The organism is Pelagerythrobacter sp. Soil_C_18 (assembly GCF_057657235.1).
This window is the reverse complement of the sequence record NZ_JBDGIU010000004.1, coordinates 1-15,306: the sequence shown is the minus strand read 5'-3', so window position 1 is coordinate 15,306 and position 15,306 is coordinate 1. Positions and strand designations below refer to the sequence as shown.

19 protein-coding genes are annotated in these 15,306 nt (G+C 61.4%); 10 read left to right on the top strand and 9 right to left on the bottom strand.

The genetic code is table 11. From position 1 onward, the window contains the following. Nucleotides 1–75: 75 nt before the first annotated feature. Both AC3A5N_RS10280 and AC3A5N_RS10275 read left to right on the top strand, forming a co-directional pair. On the top strand, nt 76–1,488 hold the full coding sequence (locus tag AC3A5N_RS10280; RefSeq protein WP_487737228.1) for a M20/M25/M40 family metallo-hydrolase: 1,413 nt from the start codon (nt 76–78) through the stop codon (nt 1,486–1,488). Nucleotides 1,489–1,491: 3 nt separating this feature from the next. Beyond that, nucleotides 1,492–2,106: a glutathione S-transferase family protein gene (locus tag AC3A5N_RS10275; protein ID WP_487737227.1), complete on the top strand. Its 615-nt coding sequence runs from the start codon at nt 1,492–1,494 to the stop codon at nt 2,104–2,106. A 106-nt stretch (nt 2,107–2,212) separates the two neighbouring features. Here AC3A5N_RS10275 and bioB read toward each other — a convergent pair whose 3' ends face one another. Beyond that, nucleotides 2,213–3,217 (bottom strand): biotin synthase BioB, encoded by a 1,005-nt coding sequence (bioB, locus tag AC3A5N_RS10270; RefSeq protein ID WP_487737466.1) that lies wholly within the window; start codon nt 3,215–3,217, stop codon nt 2,213–2,215. A gap of 191 nt (nt 3,218–3,408) precedes the next feature. On the opposite strand from bioB, the gene AC3A5N_RS10265 reads away from it, so the two are divergent. Beyond that, entirely contained in the window at nt 3,409–4,050 is a 642-nt protein-coding gene (locus tag AC3A5N_RS10265) for a GntR family transcriptional regulator (protein WP_487737226.1), read from the top strand. Here the strand turns inward: AC3A5N_RS10265 and AC3A5N_RS10260 are convergent. The 3 genes from AC3A5N_RS10260 to AC3A5N_RS10250 all read right to left on the bottom strand — a co-directional run bounded on the left by AC3A5N_RS10260 (nt 4,014) and on the right by AC3A5N_RS10250 (nt 6,572). After that, nucleotides 4,014–4,478 carry an SRPBCC family protein gene (locus tag AC3A5N_RS10260; protein WP_487737225.1) on the bottom strand — a complete coding sequence of 155 codons (465 nt, stop codon included), beginning with the start codon at nt 4,476–4,478 and terminating at the stop codon, nt 4,014–4,016. The two genes, AC3A5N_RS10265 and AC3A5N_RS10260, sit on opposite strands and share 37 nt — an antisense overlap. Further along, nucleotides 4,475–4,804 (bottom strand): ArsR/SmtB family transcription factor, encoded by a 330-nt coding sequence (locus tag AC3A5N_RS10255; RefSeq protein WP_487737224.1) that lies wholly within the window; start codon nt 4,802–4,804, stop codon nt 4,475–4,477. Before AC3A5N_RS10255 ends, AC3A5N_RS10260 begins: the two co-directional genes overlap by 4 nt. A gap of 1,159 nt (nt 4,805–5,963) precedes the next feature. Continuing rightward, nucleotides 5,964–6,572: a TetR/AcrR family transcriptional regulator gene (locus AC3A5N_RS10250; protein ID WP_487737223.1), complete on the bottom strand. Its 609-nt coding sequence runs from the start codon at nt 6,570–6,572 to the stop codon at nt 5,964–5,966. A gap of 70 nt (nt 6,573–6,642) precedes the next feature. On the opposite strand from AC3A5N_RS10250, the gene AC3A5N_RS10245 reads away from it, so the two are divergent. From AC3A5N_RS10245 to AC3A5N_RS10220, 6 genes are all read left to right on the top strand, one after another. Beyond that, on the top strand, nt 6,643–7,245 hold the full coding sequence (locus AC3A5N_RS10245; RefSeq protein WP_487737222.1) for a DUF1579 domain-containing protein: 603 nt from the start codon (nt 6,643–6,645) through the stop codon (nt 7,243–7,245). Then, entirely contained in the window at nt 7,242–7,733 is a 492-nt protein-coding gene (locus AC3A5N_RS10240) for a DUF1579 domain-containing protein (protein WP_487737221.1), read from the top strand. Before AC3A5N_RS10245 ends, AC3A5N_RS10240 begins: the two co-directional genes overlap by 4 nt. Before the next feature lie 9 nt (nt 7,734–7,742). Then, nucleotides 7,743–8,540: an NIPSNAP family protein gene (locus tag AC3A5N_RS10235; RefSeq protein ID WP_487737220.1), complete on the top strand. Its 798-nt coding sequence runs from the start codon at nt 7,743–7,745 to the stop codon at nt 8,538–8,540. 6 nt (nt 8,541–8,546) lie between these two features. Beyond that, a complete protein-coding gene (locus AC3A5N_RS10230) occupies nt 8,547–8,996 on the top strand; it encodes an N-acetyltransferase family protein (RefSeq protein WP_487737219.1) in 450 nt (149 codons plus the stop codon). Between the two features lie 116 nt (nt 8,997–9,112). Next, nucleotides 9,113–9,634 carry a hypothetical protein gene (locus AC3A5N_RS10225; RefSeq protein ID WP_487737465.1) on the top strand — a complete coding sequence of 174 codons (522 nt, stop codon included), beginning with the start codon at nt 9,113–9,115 and terminating at the stop codon, nt 9,632–9,634. 101 nt (nt 9,635–9,735) lie between these two features. Next, nucleotides 9,736–10,773, top strand: a complete 1,038-nt coding sequence (locus tag AC3A5N_RS10220; RefSeq protein ID WP_487737218.1) for a creatininase family protein — start codon at nt 9,736–9,738, stop codon at nt 10,771–10,773. 191 nt (nt 10,774–10,964) lie between these two features. Here AC3A5N_RS10220 and AC3A5N_RS10215 read toward each other — a convergent pair whose 3' ends face one another. Next, the gene (locus AC3A5N_RS10215; protein WP_487737217.1) at nt 10,965–11,336 is read right to left on the bottom strand and encodes a winged helix-turn-helix transcriptional regulator; all 372 of its coding nucleotides are present in this window, start codon (nt 11,334–11,336) and stop codon (nt 10,965–10,967) included. 109 nt (nt 11,337–11,445) lie between these two features. Here AC3A5N_RS10215 and AC3A5N_RS10210 point away from each other — a divergent pair, with 109 nt between their 5' ends. Then, nucleotides 11,446–12,153, top strand: a complete 708-nt coding sequence (locus tag AC3A5N_RS10210) for a glutathione S-transferase family protein (RefSeq protein WP_487737464.1) — start codon at nt 11,446–11,448, stop codon at nt 12,151–12,153. Nucleotides 12,154–12,344: 191 nt separating this feature from the next. Here the strand turns inward: AC3A5N_RS10210 and AC3A5N_RS10205 are convergent, their stop codons facing one another. From AC3A5N_RS10205 to AC3A5N_RS10190, 4 genes are all read right to left on the bottom strand, one after another. Further along, nucleotides 12,345–13,241, bottom strand: coding sequence for an RNA polymerase sigma factor (locus AC3A5N_RS10205; protein ID WP_487737216.1), 897 nt, complete (start codon nt 13,239–13,241; stop codon nt 12,345–12,347). Between the two features lie 203 nt (nt 13,242–13,444). Further along, the gene (locus tag AC3A5N_RS10200; RefSeq protein ID WP_487737215.1) at nt 13,445–13,948 is read right to left on the bottom strand and encodes a GNAT family N-acetyltransferase; all 504 of its coding nucleotides are present in this window, start codon (nt 13,946–13,948) and stop codon (nt 13,445–13,447) included. Between the two features lie 94 nt (nt 13,949–14,042). Further along, nucleotides 14,043–14,801 carry an SDR family NAD(P)-dependent oxidoreductase gene (locus AC3A5N_RS10195; protein ID WP_487737214.1) on the bottom strand — a complete coding sequence of 253 codons (759 nt, stop codon included), beginning with the start codon at nt 14,799–14,801 and terminating at the stop codon, nt 14,043–14,045. 322 nt (nt 14,802–15,123) lie between these two features. Further along, nucleotides 15,124–15,306 (bottom strand): helix-turn-helix transcriptional regulator (locus AC3A5N_RS10190; RefSeq protein WP_487737213.1); only part of this gene is annotated, 183 nt, incomplete at its 5' end.

Sequence of the window (15,306 nt, the reverse complement as noted above, 5' to 3'; positions counted from 1 at the left end):
GACCCCTGAACTCGCGGAAAAGCGGCGGCGCGCCCTCGTAGTCTCCCGCTTCGCTCAGGTCGGAGTCTTCGTGCGATGGATTATTCGAAAGTGCAGGCGTTCGTGGCGGATGCCTGGAACCGCGACATTCTGCCGAGGCTGCGGGAATATATCGCGATCCCAGCGGAGTCTCCCGCGTTTGACCCCGAGTGGGAAAAACATGGCCACCTCGATCGTGCCGTCGACTTGCTTGCGAATTGGGCAAAATTTCACCTAGCTGGCATCCCGAACGCAATCGTCGAAGTAGTCCGGCTGCCCGCGAGAACCCCGTCCGTCTATATCGACATTCCGGGTGACGATGATCGAGCGCCGGTGCTCTGCTATGGACATTATGACAAGCAGCCTCCGATGGAGGGCTGGCATCCTGGCAAAGGGGCGTGGATTCCGGTCCTCGAAGGCGATCGGCTCTATGGACGTGGCGGCGCGGACGACGGGTACGCGATCTTCAGCGCCGTGATTGCCGTGTTGGCACTAAGAGCTCAGAACGCATCTTGCCCTCCGGTTAAAATCCTCATCGAAGGAACAGAAGAGTCCGGAAGCGGAGATCTCGAACCAACGATTGAGCATCTAAGCTCCAGGCTCGGCATCCCGGGTCTCGTGATCGCCCTAGATGGCTCGTGCGGCAACTACGATCAGCTCTGGACGATGACCTCGTTGCGCGGGCAGGTCGCGGGTACGCTGACCGTGCGAACAATGCGCGAGGCGGTGCATTCGGGCGATGCCTCGGGCGTCGTGCCTTCGCCATTTCGCATCGCCCGACACCTATTGAGCAAGATCGAAGATCCGGTCTCAGGAGAAATTATTAGCCCGGCGTTCCACGTGCCGATACCGAGCGAGCGGCAGGCGGAGGCGCTCGCGACGGGTGAAGCGATCGGCCAGTTGGACGCAGCGCTGCCTCTCTCGCATGGTACTTTGCCTGTCACCGGGAGTGCGGCGGAGCAACTTCTTAACCGCGCCTGGCGTCCGCAGCTTGCGGTTACCGGGATCAAGGGTTTGCCGAGCGTTGCTGATGCGGCGCCCGTCATGTGGCCAGTGATCGCAATGAAGATCAGCCTTCGCCTTCCACCGACGCTGGACCCGATTGAAGCGGGGGCCTCGCTCAAAGAGCTTTTGGAGAAGGATCCGCCCTACTCTTGCAACGTCGATTTCAGTCTCGACATGCTTTCTTCGGGCTGGGAGGCGCCATGCTTCAGCCCGCATTTGGCTGAAGTCGTCGATACAGCATCCAAGGCGACATTCGGACGGCCTGCTGCGACAATCGGTGGCGGCGGCGGTATTCCCTTTCTCTCGATGCTGGGCGCACGATTTCCGGGAGCGCAATTTGTAGTGACGGGCGTTCTGGGCCCGGAATCAAACGCGCACGGCCCCAACGAATTTCTTCACCTGCCCACGGCGCGCAAGCTGACCGCCGCGCTGGCCTATATCCTTCACCATATGAAAGACCGCTGAGTTATGAAGCTCCTTTATCAGACCCATTCTCCCTTCGCTCGCAAGGTTCTGGTTTTCGCACTCGAAGCGGGCTTGGGCGATCAGCTCACGGTCGAGCACCACGAGACAAGCCCGACTCGCGCAAATCCAACGGTGTTCGCCGAGAACCCCCTCGGCAAAGTTCCCGTCCTGCTGAGGCAAGGTCAGGAGCCGATATTCGATTCGGCTGTGATCTGTGCCTACCTCGATACCCTCCACGCCGGACCGAGGCTCATCCCCGCAGAGGGTGAGGCACGTTGGCGCGCGCTACGCTTGGAAGCGGTCGCCCAAGGCCTTGCGGATGCCGGGATCCAGATTCGGTGGGAACAGGCGCGGCGACCGGAAAGGTTGCGGTACCCGCCTCTCGCCGATGGATATGCGCTGAAGCTGAGCGAGAGTTATGCTTGGCTTGAGAATCAAGTCTGGTCGGACGAGGCTGTGGACGTCGGCCATATTGCCCTAGCCACCGCCCTTGACTGGCTTGAGTTCCGCGGACTCCCGTCGTTCCGCACATCTTCTCGGTTAAGCTCTTGGTTCGACACTTTCGTTCAGCGGCCTTCGATGCGGGCTACGCCGCTTGCCGGCGAAACTCAGGACTGATCAGGCTAAAGCTACTCGGGAGACCCGTGGTCAGTCAGGGTTCTCATGCGCACGCGATCGATGTCCGTCAGTGCGATGCATTCTTCGCACTGACGAAACGAGCATCTCATATCTGCGAAGTCGAGGATACAGTCGAACGATCTCCAGCCTCGATGGCGCCAGCCGCCGGCGAGGAGACGATCTCCAGGCCCATCTTCCGCAGCATCGCGAGATCTCGATCGAGCACAGGGTTTTCAGTCGTGAGCAGACGGTCTCCAATGAAGATCGAGTTCGCGCCCGCAGCGATACAGAGCGCCTGTAGCTCCTCGCTCATGGCCGTGCGGCCGGCCGACAAGCGTACCACACTCTTCGGCATCACGATTCGTGCTACCGCGATGAGACGAACGAACCCGAGCGGATCAACCTTTTCGGCGGTGTCGGCGACAGGCACACCGCGGACCTCGTTCCACTGGTTGATCGGGACGCTTTCGGGGTGTGGATCAAGCGAGGCCAGGAGATGCAGCATCCCAAGGCGATCGGAGGGCTGTTCGCCCATGCCGACGATACCACCGCAGCAGAGTCGTATGCCCGCATCGCGAACGCGATCAATTGTTTCCAGTCGATCCTCGAGTGTGCGGGTAGTGATAATCCGGGTGTAGTACTCGGGCGAGGTATCGATATTGTGGCTGTAGTAATCGAGCCCTGCATCGCGGAGCTTAGCCGCTTGGTCGGCGGTTAACATGCCGAGTGTCACACAGGTCTGCATCCCGAGGGCTCGTACGCCCTCAATCATCCGGCAAACCTTGCTTATGTCGCGATCTTTCGGGTTTCGCCAAGCGGCCCCCATACAGAACCTCGAAGCTCCAGCCTCCCGTGCCGCACGGGCGGCCTCAACGACCGCCTCAACATTCATCAGCCGCGAAGCCTCCACACCGCTTTTGTAGCGTGCGCTTTGGGAGCAGTAGCCACAGTCCTCAGGGCAGCCGCCGGTTTTCACGCTAAGTAGGCTCGCTGCCTCGATTTGCGACGGATTAAAGAAGCGCCGGTGCACGTCCTGTGCCCGGTGGAGGAGATCCGGCAAAGGTAGGTCGTGGATCTCCGCAATCTCTTCCCGGCTCCAGTCGGTTCGGATCAGCACGCGCGATCCAGGGCGTGTTTGCAGATGATGTGCCAGAGGATCCTCCAAAGTAAGATCCGGAGCGCTATGCAAGTCGCGCCAGCATAATGGTCCGGAGAACTGTGCGTATTATCTATAATTCTGTTGGCGTAGCCAGATTATCAATGCATGATCGCGTATGCACTAAGAATTACAGTAGATAATCTATGATTCAGGCTCCACCACGATCGCCCTCTGTTGCCCATCGCATCGCGGATGCTCTGATTGAGCGCATAGTTACGGGTGAACTGGCCCCCGGCACGCCCATGCGGCAGGACCACGTCGCGACCGAGTTCGGCGTGAGCCATGTACCGGTACGTGAGGCTCTGCAACTCGTGCAGGCGCAGGGTCTTGCTGTAAGCGAGGCAAGGCGGGGAATGCGGGTTGCGCCGATGGACGCTGTCCATCAGCAGGAGGTGATGGAGTTGCGCGCAGTCCTGGAGCGGCTAGCCTTCGATCACGCTAGGCAGCGTTTCAATGCACGACATATCGCTCTCATCGAGGTTGCCGTCGAGGCAGGCGAGCGCGCCCAATCGGTGGCCGAGTGGGAGCGGGCCAATCGCGAGTTCCACGCAGCCCTGGTCGCGCCGTGTCCCATGAAGCGGTTGCTGACGCTGCTCGATCAACTTCGGCTCGCCCACTCACGTATCGTCATCGCGATGGGGCGGTCGTCGACTTGGCAGCCGCGCTCCAACCACGAGCATCGCCAAATCTTCACTGCGATCGCCGAGCGCGACCATGAACGCGCAGGGTTATTGCTCGCCCGCCATCTTCATGGGTTGCCTTCTGCAACTGTGCCGATCGCCTGAATGGCCTTCGGCCAACCATCGCTCATGTTGCGGAGCGCGAAATCGTTGCGGGGCATGCAGAAGCCCGAGTGAACAAGGCGAACCCTTGTGCCACCCGCTACCTCGGAGAGCATCCAGGTGACGACCGTATCCAGACGCGATCCGTAGCCGGCGTTGGACTCACTTCCGCCCTGCCAGGTATGAACCAGTCGCTCGTTCGGGATAGCTTCCAGCACCTGACAATGGATGACGCCGTCCCACTCACCGGCCGGTGTGGTCTGAAAGGTAAATCGATTGCCCGCGATGGGCTCGAAGCCGGTCGGCGCCATGAGCCAGCGACCCATCAATTCGGGGGTTGTTAATGTCTTCCACAACATCTCGGCCGCATGGGGGAAGACCTCGTCGACTACGATTTCTCGGGTGGCGGACTTTAGTCCAGCGCTGCTCACTGATCGATCTCCTTCAGAAGGGATTTGAGGTCGTCGAACCGATCACGCCAGAAGGCGGCGTAGTGATCCATCCAGTCAACGAGCGGTGCCAGCCCCTTCGGCTGGGCGCGGTAATAGACATTCCGGCCCTCCGGCCGCTCCGCCACAAGACCCGCCAGCCTCAAATGCTTTAGATGCTGTGAGACGGCCCCTTGCGTAACCCCACTTTCGCGTGTGAGTTCGGCAACCGTAATTTCGCCGGTCCGCGCGACCCGCTCCAGGATCGCCCTGCGTGTTGGATCGGCGAGCGCGCGCATAGTGGCTGTGATTGCGGATGTTTGATCCATACCTGTCGAATAGACTGCCGATAATCAATTAGTCAAAGCTAATCTATCTACATCGTTCGGCACGCACTTGTTCTTGTACCATTGCAGTCGCAGCTCCCGTTTGCCGGACGTAAACGAAGCGCCGTGATTTGCCGCTGCCAACGCGAGCCGGCGCAGAGATCACCGAAGTCGAAGCGTTCTACCGAGAATGCGCCTGTGCTGACGCTTCCGGGCGTATCCCCTATCGGCCGTCCCATACACTTGCGGTTGGGAGGGATCCATGCGGCAGGCTATACTGGCTCATTTTCAGGCACAATCCGCCGGGCCGTCTGGCCGAAGAAGTCAGCGATTGGAGGCGCAAACCGAACGCAAATCGGGCGATGGCGGCATTCGGACCAACGCTCATCGGCACCTGCCCATTGGCGGACGCCGAAGTTGAGTACCGGGCGAGGCTGTCGGAGATCCGGTTCGCTCTCAATGCATTGTTGGCGCTGTCGTCGTGCGCGGCAATCCACTCGGCTAGCTCGCCCATCAGTCGCTTGTTGGCGATTCCATATCCGCTCGTCCCGCCGAACAAGAGGCTGTAGATCGCAACGGATATCAAGGGCCACGATGCGTTCCTTGCCCCTCTTGAGCAACTCGACAGGCTCACCGAGCAACAGCTTCGAAGCATTGCCGCATCCCTCGAGCCGGTACGGCAGCCTTGCTAATCGTGTCATGCCACGCGGTTTCCCTTCTGGCGAAGTTCGCCGGCGTCATGGCAAAGTTGCCTACCCAATCGCCATGAGCACAGACCTGCGCCCTGTATCGGCCAACTAGTGTCTCCGGCGAGTTGCCGCTTTCCGCCGAGACCGATAATCCCGGTGGCGCGGCGTACAAGTACATTCGCGATCTCGGACCTTACCGAGGTCCTTGCTTTCGTCGGAGAATGGCAACAGTTGGCTTGTCGCAACGAGGATTTCACCGTCATGCTCGCGAACGGACGAACACTGCGCGGTAGCCGGCCCTATCGTGCGGCGCTCGAAAACAAGCTGGTGTGATTGTTGCGAAGAGAGGGCCGCAGGTTCGCGACTAAAGCCCGCAATCCGGTACGCGCCGCCAGCCGAAAGCAATGCAGTGCGATGGCGGTGCGTCGAGCGTTTTCTCGTCGCGGAGCCCTCGGTCCTGTCGAGCTCACCCTCTAAAACCCGAGAAGTCGCTCCAGACCACGTAGAGCCTTGTAGAGCGGCTCGGGCGTCTGCTTGGCTTTCGCCATTGTCATCGCGCCTGAGTAGGACGCAACAACCAGTGTGGCGAGTTCATCGGCATACGCCTCGCTCGCCCCGTCCGATCTCTCCTTTAGCCTGATCGAGATGGCCTGCCGCCATCTGTCGAAGACCGCGTCGAGCGCACGCCGGAAATCAGGATCAGCAAAAGCGAGTTCGATCGCCAGGTTATTGAGCGGGCATCCCCGCACGAAGCCCTGATCCCGAAGCGCGTTGGCGCTTGCGATGAAGGCGGCACGGATGCCGGTCGCGGCGTCTTCCGCCGTTTCCACCGGCTCGATCCATGTCGCCTGCACTTCGGCAGCCACGCGGTCGTTGACTACCGCCAGCCCCAGTTGCTTCTTCGAAGGAAAATGGTGGTGCAACGCCCCTGAAGTCACCCCGGCTGCGACTAGAATGTCCTGCACCGAGGTGTCGTGAAAACCCTTTCGCTGGAGCAGGTCCGCAGCCGCGTCGAGAATTCGCCCGCGCGTCGCCTCCGGATCGTTGGTTCGCCGTCGCGCCGGCCGTTCCTTCGTTGCCATGAGCCGATCATATCCTCCGCTTCGTCTTCTTTGCAAATGTGTTGACAACAAACCGAATGACCTGTCTGTTATGGACTATGATTCGGAACCCGAGCAGTTGGTCATGAGCCGACGAGACATGGTGAGCGGCGCCACAGCGTCGCTCATGGCGGCGCACGCGGGGAGCGCGCTTGCGCAGACATCCGCGCTCTCAAGCCGAGAGCGTGAGGCACGCTCGAAGTTCGATTTCCTGCACGGGAGCTGGAACGTCACCCACCGCAAGCTCAAGAGCCGGCTGGCGGGGGACACCGACTGGTACAGCTTCCCCGGAATGCTCGACGTTGCACCTATTCTCGACGGTTTCGGCAATTTCGACGACAACTGGCTCGATGACCCAGACAGGCCTTATCGGGCGCACTCTCTGCGCCTTTACAATCCCGCCGCGGACACGTGGTCGATCTGGTGGTTAGACGGGCGCTTCCCGACAACCGATACACCGGTGGTTGGCAATTTTGCCGGCCCGCAAGGGCAGTTTTTCGCCGAAGACAGTTTCGAGGGCCATCCCATCCGCGTTCGGACCACCTATGAGTCGTTCGACGTGAGCAACGCGCAATGGACCCAAGCATTCTCGGCGGACTGTGGCGCGACCTGGGAGGTCAACTGGATCATGGATTTCACCCGGAGGGGCTCGTGAACGGCAGCAAAAATCAAACCCGACCTGCCGGCGCGGAGGGGTTCGACTTCCTAATCGGATCCTGGCGCGTTCGACATCGCAAGCTGAGGGAACGCCTCATCGGCAGTGACGAGTGGTTCGAATTCGAAGGCACGATGTCGGCGGATCATATTCTCGATGGGCTGGGCAACTTCGATCAAAATGTGCTCGATCTCCCGGAAGGGCGCTACCATGCCTGTACGCTGCGGATGTTCCATATCGACGAGAGCCAGTGGAGCATCCATTGGATCGATGGCCGTGATCCCAAGCTCGATGCACCGATGTATGGCAAGTTTAGCGATGGACGCGGCATCTTCTTCGGCACTGACACGTTCGAAGGGCGCCCGATCCGCATTCGCTTCCTGTGGACGAACATCGCACAGAGCTCGGCCCTTTGGGAGCAGGCTTTTTCGGCAGACGGCGGCGCCACCTGGGAAACCAATTGGATCATGCAGTTTGAGCGCGACTGAGCGTTTTCGATGAGCTTCACCAGGAGAAACATGATGACTGCAGCGGCCATCAGCACGCTAGCCTTGGGCTCGAAGACGCTCGCTGGCGAATCAGCCGACGACCGCTTGCTGGAACTCAGACAGTACAAAATCGTCGAGGATCAGCGCGACGCGTTCGTCACGCTCTTTGAGCGCGAACTCGTCGACGGACAGGAAGCTCTCGGCATGCGCCTTGTGGGCCTCTTCCGGGATCTCGACGATCCAGATCGCTTCACTTGGATGCGTGAGTTTCCGAGCTACGAGAAGCGCGAAAAGAGCTTGCACGACTTCTATTTTGGCCCCGTCTGGCGAGCCCTTCGGAGCGAGGCCAACCCGTTCCTCGTAGACAACGACAACGTGTTGCTGTTGCGGCCTGCGACGCCGAACAGCGGCTTCACCTCGTCCGCTGGGGAGGAAGCGGCGGCCGTCGCGCCAAACCTGATTATCGCCACGATCCACTACCTCTGGAAGGATCCCGACGAAGGCTTCAGCGCATTCTACCACGAGGCGGTGAGACCACTGCTTGAAGCCGCAGGCCTGCCGGTCCTGTCGAGTTATGTACGCGCGAAGGTGAGGAACAATTTCCCGCGCCTCCCCGTCCGGGAAGGCGAGAAAGTCTTTGTTTGGTTTACACTCGCGCGCGACAAGCAACATTACAACCAGGTGCTCGGAGAACTACGGAAGAGCAAGGTGTGGCGCGACGATGCTGGACTGCGCCTGAAAGACTACGAGGAACGCGCGCCTCAGGTTCTGACGCTTTCGCCGACATCTCGCTCGCGCCTGAGGTAATCGCCGGTGTATAGCATCAGGAGTGCAGACGCCGGCGATCTCGACCGACTGGCTCCGCTCTTTGAGGCCTATCGCGGGTTCTACCACCAGCCAACGGACGCTGAGCGTTCGCGCGCATTCCTGGCGATGCGCATGGCCGAAGGCGATAGCATTATAATCGTCGCCGACGAGGGCGACCATCTTACGGGCTTCGCGCAGCTCTATCGCTGCTTGTCCTCTCTGGCGCTCGCACCGATGCTCGTGTTGAACGACCTGTTCGTCCATCCATCGGCGCGAGGCCGGGGAACGGGCGCTGCCCTACTTGAGGCATCACGTTCCGCAGCGCGAGCCGCCGGAATCGATAAGCTAGCCCTCAGCACCAGCCGCACGAACGATGGGGCGCAGCGGCTGTACCAAAGTGCCGGCTGGATGCTGGACACTGAATTCGTCACCTATCGGCTGGACCTCCGGTGGTGACGCCCCGCTCGCGTGCACACCACGCCGCGGATCTCCAGCTTCCGGATAGCCGGCTCGTTGATCAGGCGCTCGAACGAGTCAGAGACACATCACCGCCCTGGCTCTTCAACCATGTCATGCGCTCCTGGGTGTTCGCTTCGGTCCTTGCCGAGGTTCGGCACATGAAGCACGACCCCGAAGTTCTCGCGGTGGCGTCGATCCTACATGACCTGGGCCTGGTCGAGCCGCGGGAAGACGTCAGGTTCGAAGTCGCCGGCGCGGATGCTGCCTGGGCGCTCGCGAGCAATCTCGATACCGTTCGCCGCCAGCGGGTGTGGGATGCGATCGCGCTCCACGGCACCTCCTCGATCGCGCGCTTTAAAGAGCCGGAAGTGGCATTAACAAATGCCGGTGTGGTCGCGGATTACGCGGGCGTGGCTCTTAGCGAGATCGGCGACGAGCGCACGAGATCAATTTTGGAAGCATTTCCCCGAGTGGCGATGAAGGCGGCCTTCACCGAATGCCTCTGCCAGCACGTTCGTTTGCGTCCGGCCACTACTTGGGCAAGCTGGGTAGCCGACTTCGGCCGGCGCTTCGTCGAGAACTACAGTCCGCCGTCTGCGGTCGACGCGCTCTGGGACGCGCCTTTCGAAGAATAGGCGTTGACGCACAACGAACCCGATAATCGGCGGCAAAGCCGCGCCGACGCGCACTAGCAGGGGTAGGTAGACTCTGCCCTCCAACCATTGGGAAGACCAGCATGATCGACAGCAACGCACTCGAGCGCAGCCTGCTTTCTGCCATTTGCGCAATGGCCGTAGGCTTGCTCACACCCGCCGCCGCGTTTGCGCAGCCCGACACGACGGCGTGGGAAAGCTCCGCCTCAATGACGCGCGCCACGGCGTTCGCCGCAGACGTGAAGGATGCGCAGGACGTGCTGCGCGGCACGATCGCCGACGAAACCTATGTCGAGGTCGAAGCTGCAATGAAGGACGGGGCCGTAGCGCTCTGGGCGCTCGGCGCCATCGAGGAGCACGGTCCGCATCTGCCGCTTTCAACCGACATCGTCATTCCGTCGGCGCAGCTGCGCGGCGTAAGGTCGGCGCTGGCGAGCCGCGGGATTGAGAGCGCAATCATCCCGCCGTACTATTGGGGTGTCAACGCCGTCACGGGGGCGTTCCCGGGCTCCATCCATGTGCGCCCCGAGGTCATGATCGAACTGATGCTCGACGTGTTCCGCAGCTTGCGACAGAGCGGTTTTCGCGAAGTCTACTGCATCACAGGGCATTTCGATGCAGCACACGGACGCGCCATCGCCGAAGCAGTCAGAGCGGCGAACGAGCAGGGCATCCTGGAAGCCAGGTTTGTCGTTCCGGACACGCTGGGCGCGCGACTTGGGCTTAAGCCGGCTGACCCGTGGTTCGTGTTCGCCGCTTGGCCGCCCGTTGAAACGCGTGGGTTTCCAGACCTCCACGCCGGGGCCGCGGAGACCTCGGCCATGCTCCTGGCAGCGCCGCGCGATGTCGATGCGGATATGGCCAGGGAACTCCCCCCGGTTGTACTCAGCGCAGAGCGATTGCGCGAATGGCGAATGGGAGGAGCGCGTGCGAAAGCGCTTACTCCCCGCGGTTACGTCGGCGCGCCGGCGGAGGCTAACGCGGCAGCCGGCCTTCAGCGTCTTCAGCGCGAGATCGATTCGTATGCGGATGCGATTGAGGCGTCCCATAGGTCAACCGAACTCTCCCGAGGAGCTGAACCGTCGATCGAGCCGAAGGAAGGTGACGAGATTGATTTCTGACTTCGTGCCGCGGCTGATTGCGCAGCTAGCGCGGCGCAAGGTGCGGGAGCCCCTAATGGCGCGGCAAGCGGCTCCCGGCCCGCCCGCAGCGAGCGCCTGCAAAGATCGAGAGGGCTAGAGCGTCTCTTCAGCGCCTTCATTTGAATGCGCCATAACGGCGGTCGATGCCACAAGCCGCCTTTGTCTGCGGTTCACGCAGCACTGGCCTGCTGACCGACGACATTGTCGGTTTCCGAACCCACTTCTTCATTATTGCCGTCACCAGCTTCCCACCAATCGCCCAGTGCATCGATGAGCGGCACCAATCGCACTCCTGCAGGGGTCAAGTCGTACTCGACACGAAGCGGATAGCCTCCGAATTCCGTGCGGCGGACGATGCCGGCGTCTTCCAGCTTGCGCAGCTCGAGCGTCAGCATCTTGTGCGAAATCGTCGGATTGTCCCGGCGAAGATCGCTGAACCGCTTCGTTCCCTCCTGCAGATAGTAGATCAGCAAGGTCGGCCACCGACCGCTGAGGATCTGCATCACCTCTTCGATGGGGCAGCGGGAAACAAGGTCTTTCATACTATTCTCGTGGTAACAAAAAGGTGCGTAATTTACTTGGTGCAGCCGTCAGCTAGTGCCGGGTTTCGCTGCGCAGCGTGGTCACAAGAAATCACGGAGAACCATAAACATGGAACCTATCCTCGTATACGGCTACCCCGCGGGCAGCTCCATGGGGCTCGTCGCCGCTCTTGAGTGGCTGGGCAAGCCCTACAAGCTCTGCCGCGTCGACATGTTGGGCGAAATGCGCGAGGAATCCTACAAGCGCATCAACCCTCGCGTCGAAACACCCGCCTTGATCACCGATCGCGGCGACGTGATCACCGAAACCATGGCGATCGCCCGATGGCTCGAAGTGCGGGACACTGATCGCCGGGTAAGCTTCGATCCGCTGTCGTTCGAAGCCGATCGGATGCACCAGTTCATGGCGTTCATCAACACCGGCTTCACCGGCGCATTCGGGCCTCTCTGGGCGGCGATGGAAATGCAATCTCCCGATCCGGTGCTTCAGTCTGCGCTGAAGAAATGGGGGAGCGAGGGCGTCATCGAACGCCACGACAAGCTTGAAGAAATGCTCGGGGACACCCCGTTTATGATCTCAGACCATCCCACGCTGGCCGATGGGATCCTGGTTGGCGTGGCCCGATGGCTCGACTTCCACCAGGTCGCCGACAAGACCCGCTGGCCGAAGCTCTCCGCACTCAGGGCGCGCATCGAATCCGACCCAGCAGTCGTGTATGCGACGGCGCTGGAAAACCGGGAGATGCAACCAGGCAGCGGAGCATGCCGCGGCCATGTCGAACTGGAGGAAGTGATCGAGCGGTTCGGCTCGGATTAGGGGCGGCTGCGCGCGGCCTCGGCCTTCCGCGAGCCGCGCGCTTCGCCTTTCCATGTCGCCGAGACGACGTCCGTTCCTTCGCTGGCGTAGGCAGAACGCGGCCGAAGAAAGGACGTGCCGCCTTTTTTCTGGCCCATGGGGCACCCTTCGGCACACTCGCGCCATCGGAGGGGCGCGGGGCTGGACCGGAATTAGCCACGCCTTGCGCCCATATGGCTCGTGATTAGACCGGCAATGCTTCGGTTGACCCAAGGGCAATGACGGTAGTCTCGCACCCCAACTATCCTGTCCCTTGCCGTTTCGATCCGCACCACCGCGCCCAAGGACATTCGACCATCCGACTCCCGCAGGATCACAATCACGTCCTCGGATCCGAGCGTGGCGACGACGGCTGAACATGGCAGCCACTGCTCGTTGCGCAGGAAGTAGGGTGACTCGCTCATGAGTCCCTCGAAGCGATCGTAGACACGCAGCCGGGCATCGGCGCTGATCAGTTCGCGCACGCCGTCCCAATCCTGTCGGTTAAAACGCTCTACATATAGACGCAGCAATTCGGCGCGCTGCGGATCGGCTCGCACGGTCGGCGCCGTGCCGGCTTCGCCGGGAAGAGCCGCCAGCTTCGTTCTAGCGCGGAAAAGCGCCCCCTTCACCCCGTCGACGGTTGAGCCGGTGAGTTCGGCGATTTCTGCCAGGGGATAGTCGAAAACGTCCATCAGCAGGACGCAAGCACGCTCTTTGGGCGGGAGCTGCAGGACGAGCCGCTCGATCGCGTGCGTGACGCCGGGATCTCCTGGAATGGTGAGGTCGACCAGCTCGTCGTCGGCAAAGGCAGCCTCGGCTGCAGGACGAAGCTCCTGCCGCCTGAGAAAGTCGATCGACCGGTTGTGCGCTATGCGGAACAACCAGGAGCCGAGCGCAGACGGATTATCCAGGTCGCCGAGCTTTCGATAGGCTTCGAGCAGCGCTTCTTGCATCACGTCCTCGCCGTCCAGCGGAGAGCCGGTCATCCTGGTGCAATAGCGGTGCAGTCGCTCACGAACGTGCCACGCCGTTTCGAGGAAGCCGCGATAACGGCTGTCGGTCGACATTATGGATCCTTCAGCACAGAACGATTTCGCTTGGACACCCGTGCAGGTTCACTTCCGCGAATGTTCGCCCGTCTGTAGCAGCGACCAACGAGGCGCCGGAAGGGACACTCCCGCCGACGGCGCCGTCTGCGCAATAGCTCGAAGCCGCCTCGAAAGGATGTCTTCGATGAGATAGCGCTGACACGTCGCAGCAGGCTACGCGCTCAGCGCTCGAGGCAGTAGACATGCGTCAGTTCGTCCTCGTCGGGGCTCTCGAGAACACGCCTAAACCCGCTCGATACGAGAAGATGGATCGATGCCGCGTTCGCCGGATGAACCGTCGCCTTGACCGGATCGATCTTCTTCTGTCGCGCAAACGTGACGAGGCCCCCCAAAAGCTCGCGCCCGTAGCCTTTTCCCCAATGAGCGCGCGCCAACCCGTAGATGATTTCCTGATCGCCGCCATCGGGCCGGGCGAAGCCCGCCCACCCGACCAACGCATCCGAACCCTTCTCCACGACCGCACCGGTTCCGTATCCGTGCAAGGAGAGGTTTTCCCTGGAGCGTCGGATCCAGAGTTTGGCGGCGGCCTCGCTCAACGGCCGGCCTTCGTCCACGTAGCGGGCCACCAGGGGGTCGACGAACAGCGAAACGAGCGCATCCTGGTCGCTATTTCGAAACGGCCGAACGCGAAGCCGCGGCGTGCCGAGCTCGGAGTGCTGGATCATTGCGGCACCTGCCAATCCGGGCCCCAAGTGGTACGGAGGCGGGTGAGCCTGCAGGATACTCCCTTCTTCCCTACTCTGCGCATCGGCCGCTCCATCATCTGCCGGCCTCCTCTAAAACCGTTACGCCGTCGTAGCCTCTGACGTTGAACGCCCGGTGCTCCTCGAATTCGGGCTGTGTGAGAATGGAAACGATGTACTCGCCGAACTGGCGGGGCGGCATTGGCGCACCAAACCGCTGCATGTACTCGTCCATGGGGATCCGCAGTTTGGTGCTGTAGGCTGATGATGCGGCGTCGCCGGTCCCGGTTCCAGCGATCATCTGACGCGGCACGACCGTCTGGAATCGAATGCCCAGATTCCTTTCCGCGGACAGCCGCTCCGCATAATTGGCCATGATCCATAACATGCGTTTCGCGCCGGCATAGCCGCCGGACATCGGCGAACCACCGATCGCGGCGCCGCTGGATCCGACCAGCACGCGGCTTCCGGGCTCGAGCGGCGTCGAAAGCGCTGCCTGAAGCCAGTGAAGCCCGGCCTTTACGTCCGTCTCCCAAGTGTTGCTGAACGAATCCCACGTATGTTCGTCAAGTAGCGCCATTGCGGGAGGGGCGCCTGCGTTGAGCAACAGGATCGTCGGTTTAACCTCCGCGAGGATTGTCATTGCGGCCTCACGGTCAGTGACGTCAGCCGCGATCGTCGCGACCCCGAGTCTATCTTCGACGACTTTCAGGTCCCTGGCGGTCCGGGCAATGACTGTCACCGTCGCGCCATGATCAACGAGCGCCTCGACAGCGCCCAGCCCAAGGCCGCGGCTCCCTCCGGTGACCACGGCCGTCTGGTTCTCCAAGTTCATGATGCGCGCCTCCTGTTCGCACTTGCGTCCACAAATCATTGACGGTCGAGGACCACAAAAAGAGTCGCGCGCGCTGTGAAAATTTTGTCCATCGCGGTTGAGGCGGCTGCAACCATTGCGGCCCTGGTGATAGTTTGCCGCGACATCTGCCTCGCAAAAATACGGGCACTAGAAGCAATCTCGATCCGACTGGCGCAGAGAAGGGCCGCCACGACCGGCAGCAGGGATAGGTCATGTGCGCAGTTTGAGCGGGGCATGCCGCGGGGCGGTATGGCTTGATCATCTGCTGGTCGCTCCGCCCATTGAGGGGCGCCACAGGGCGCTACTCCGCTGCCTGCAATTGATCTTCGACTTTGTAGCACATCGGCTTGCGCATCCATTCCTCCACGTCGGCCTCCAGCCAGGCGACGCAGCGAGCGCCGATCACGATCTGCTTCGGAAACGTGCCCTCCTCGATCTTGCGGTAGAGTGTCGAGCGGCTGAGGCCGGTCTTGTCGAGCACGGC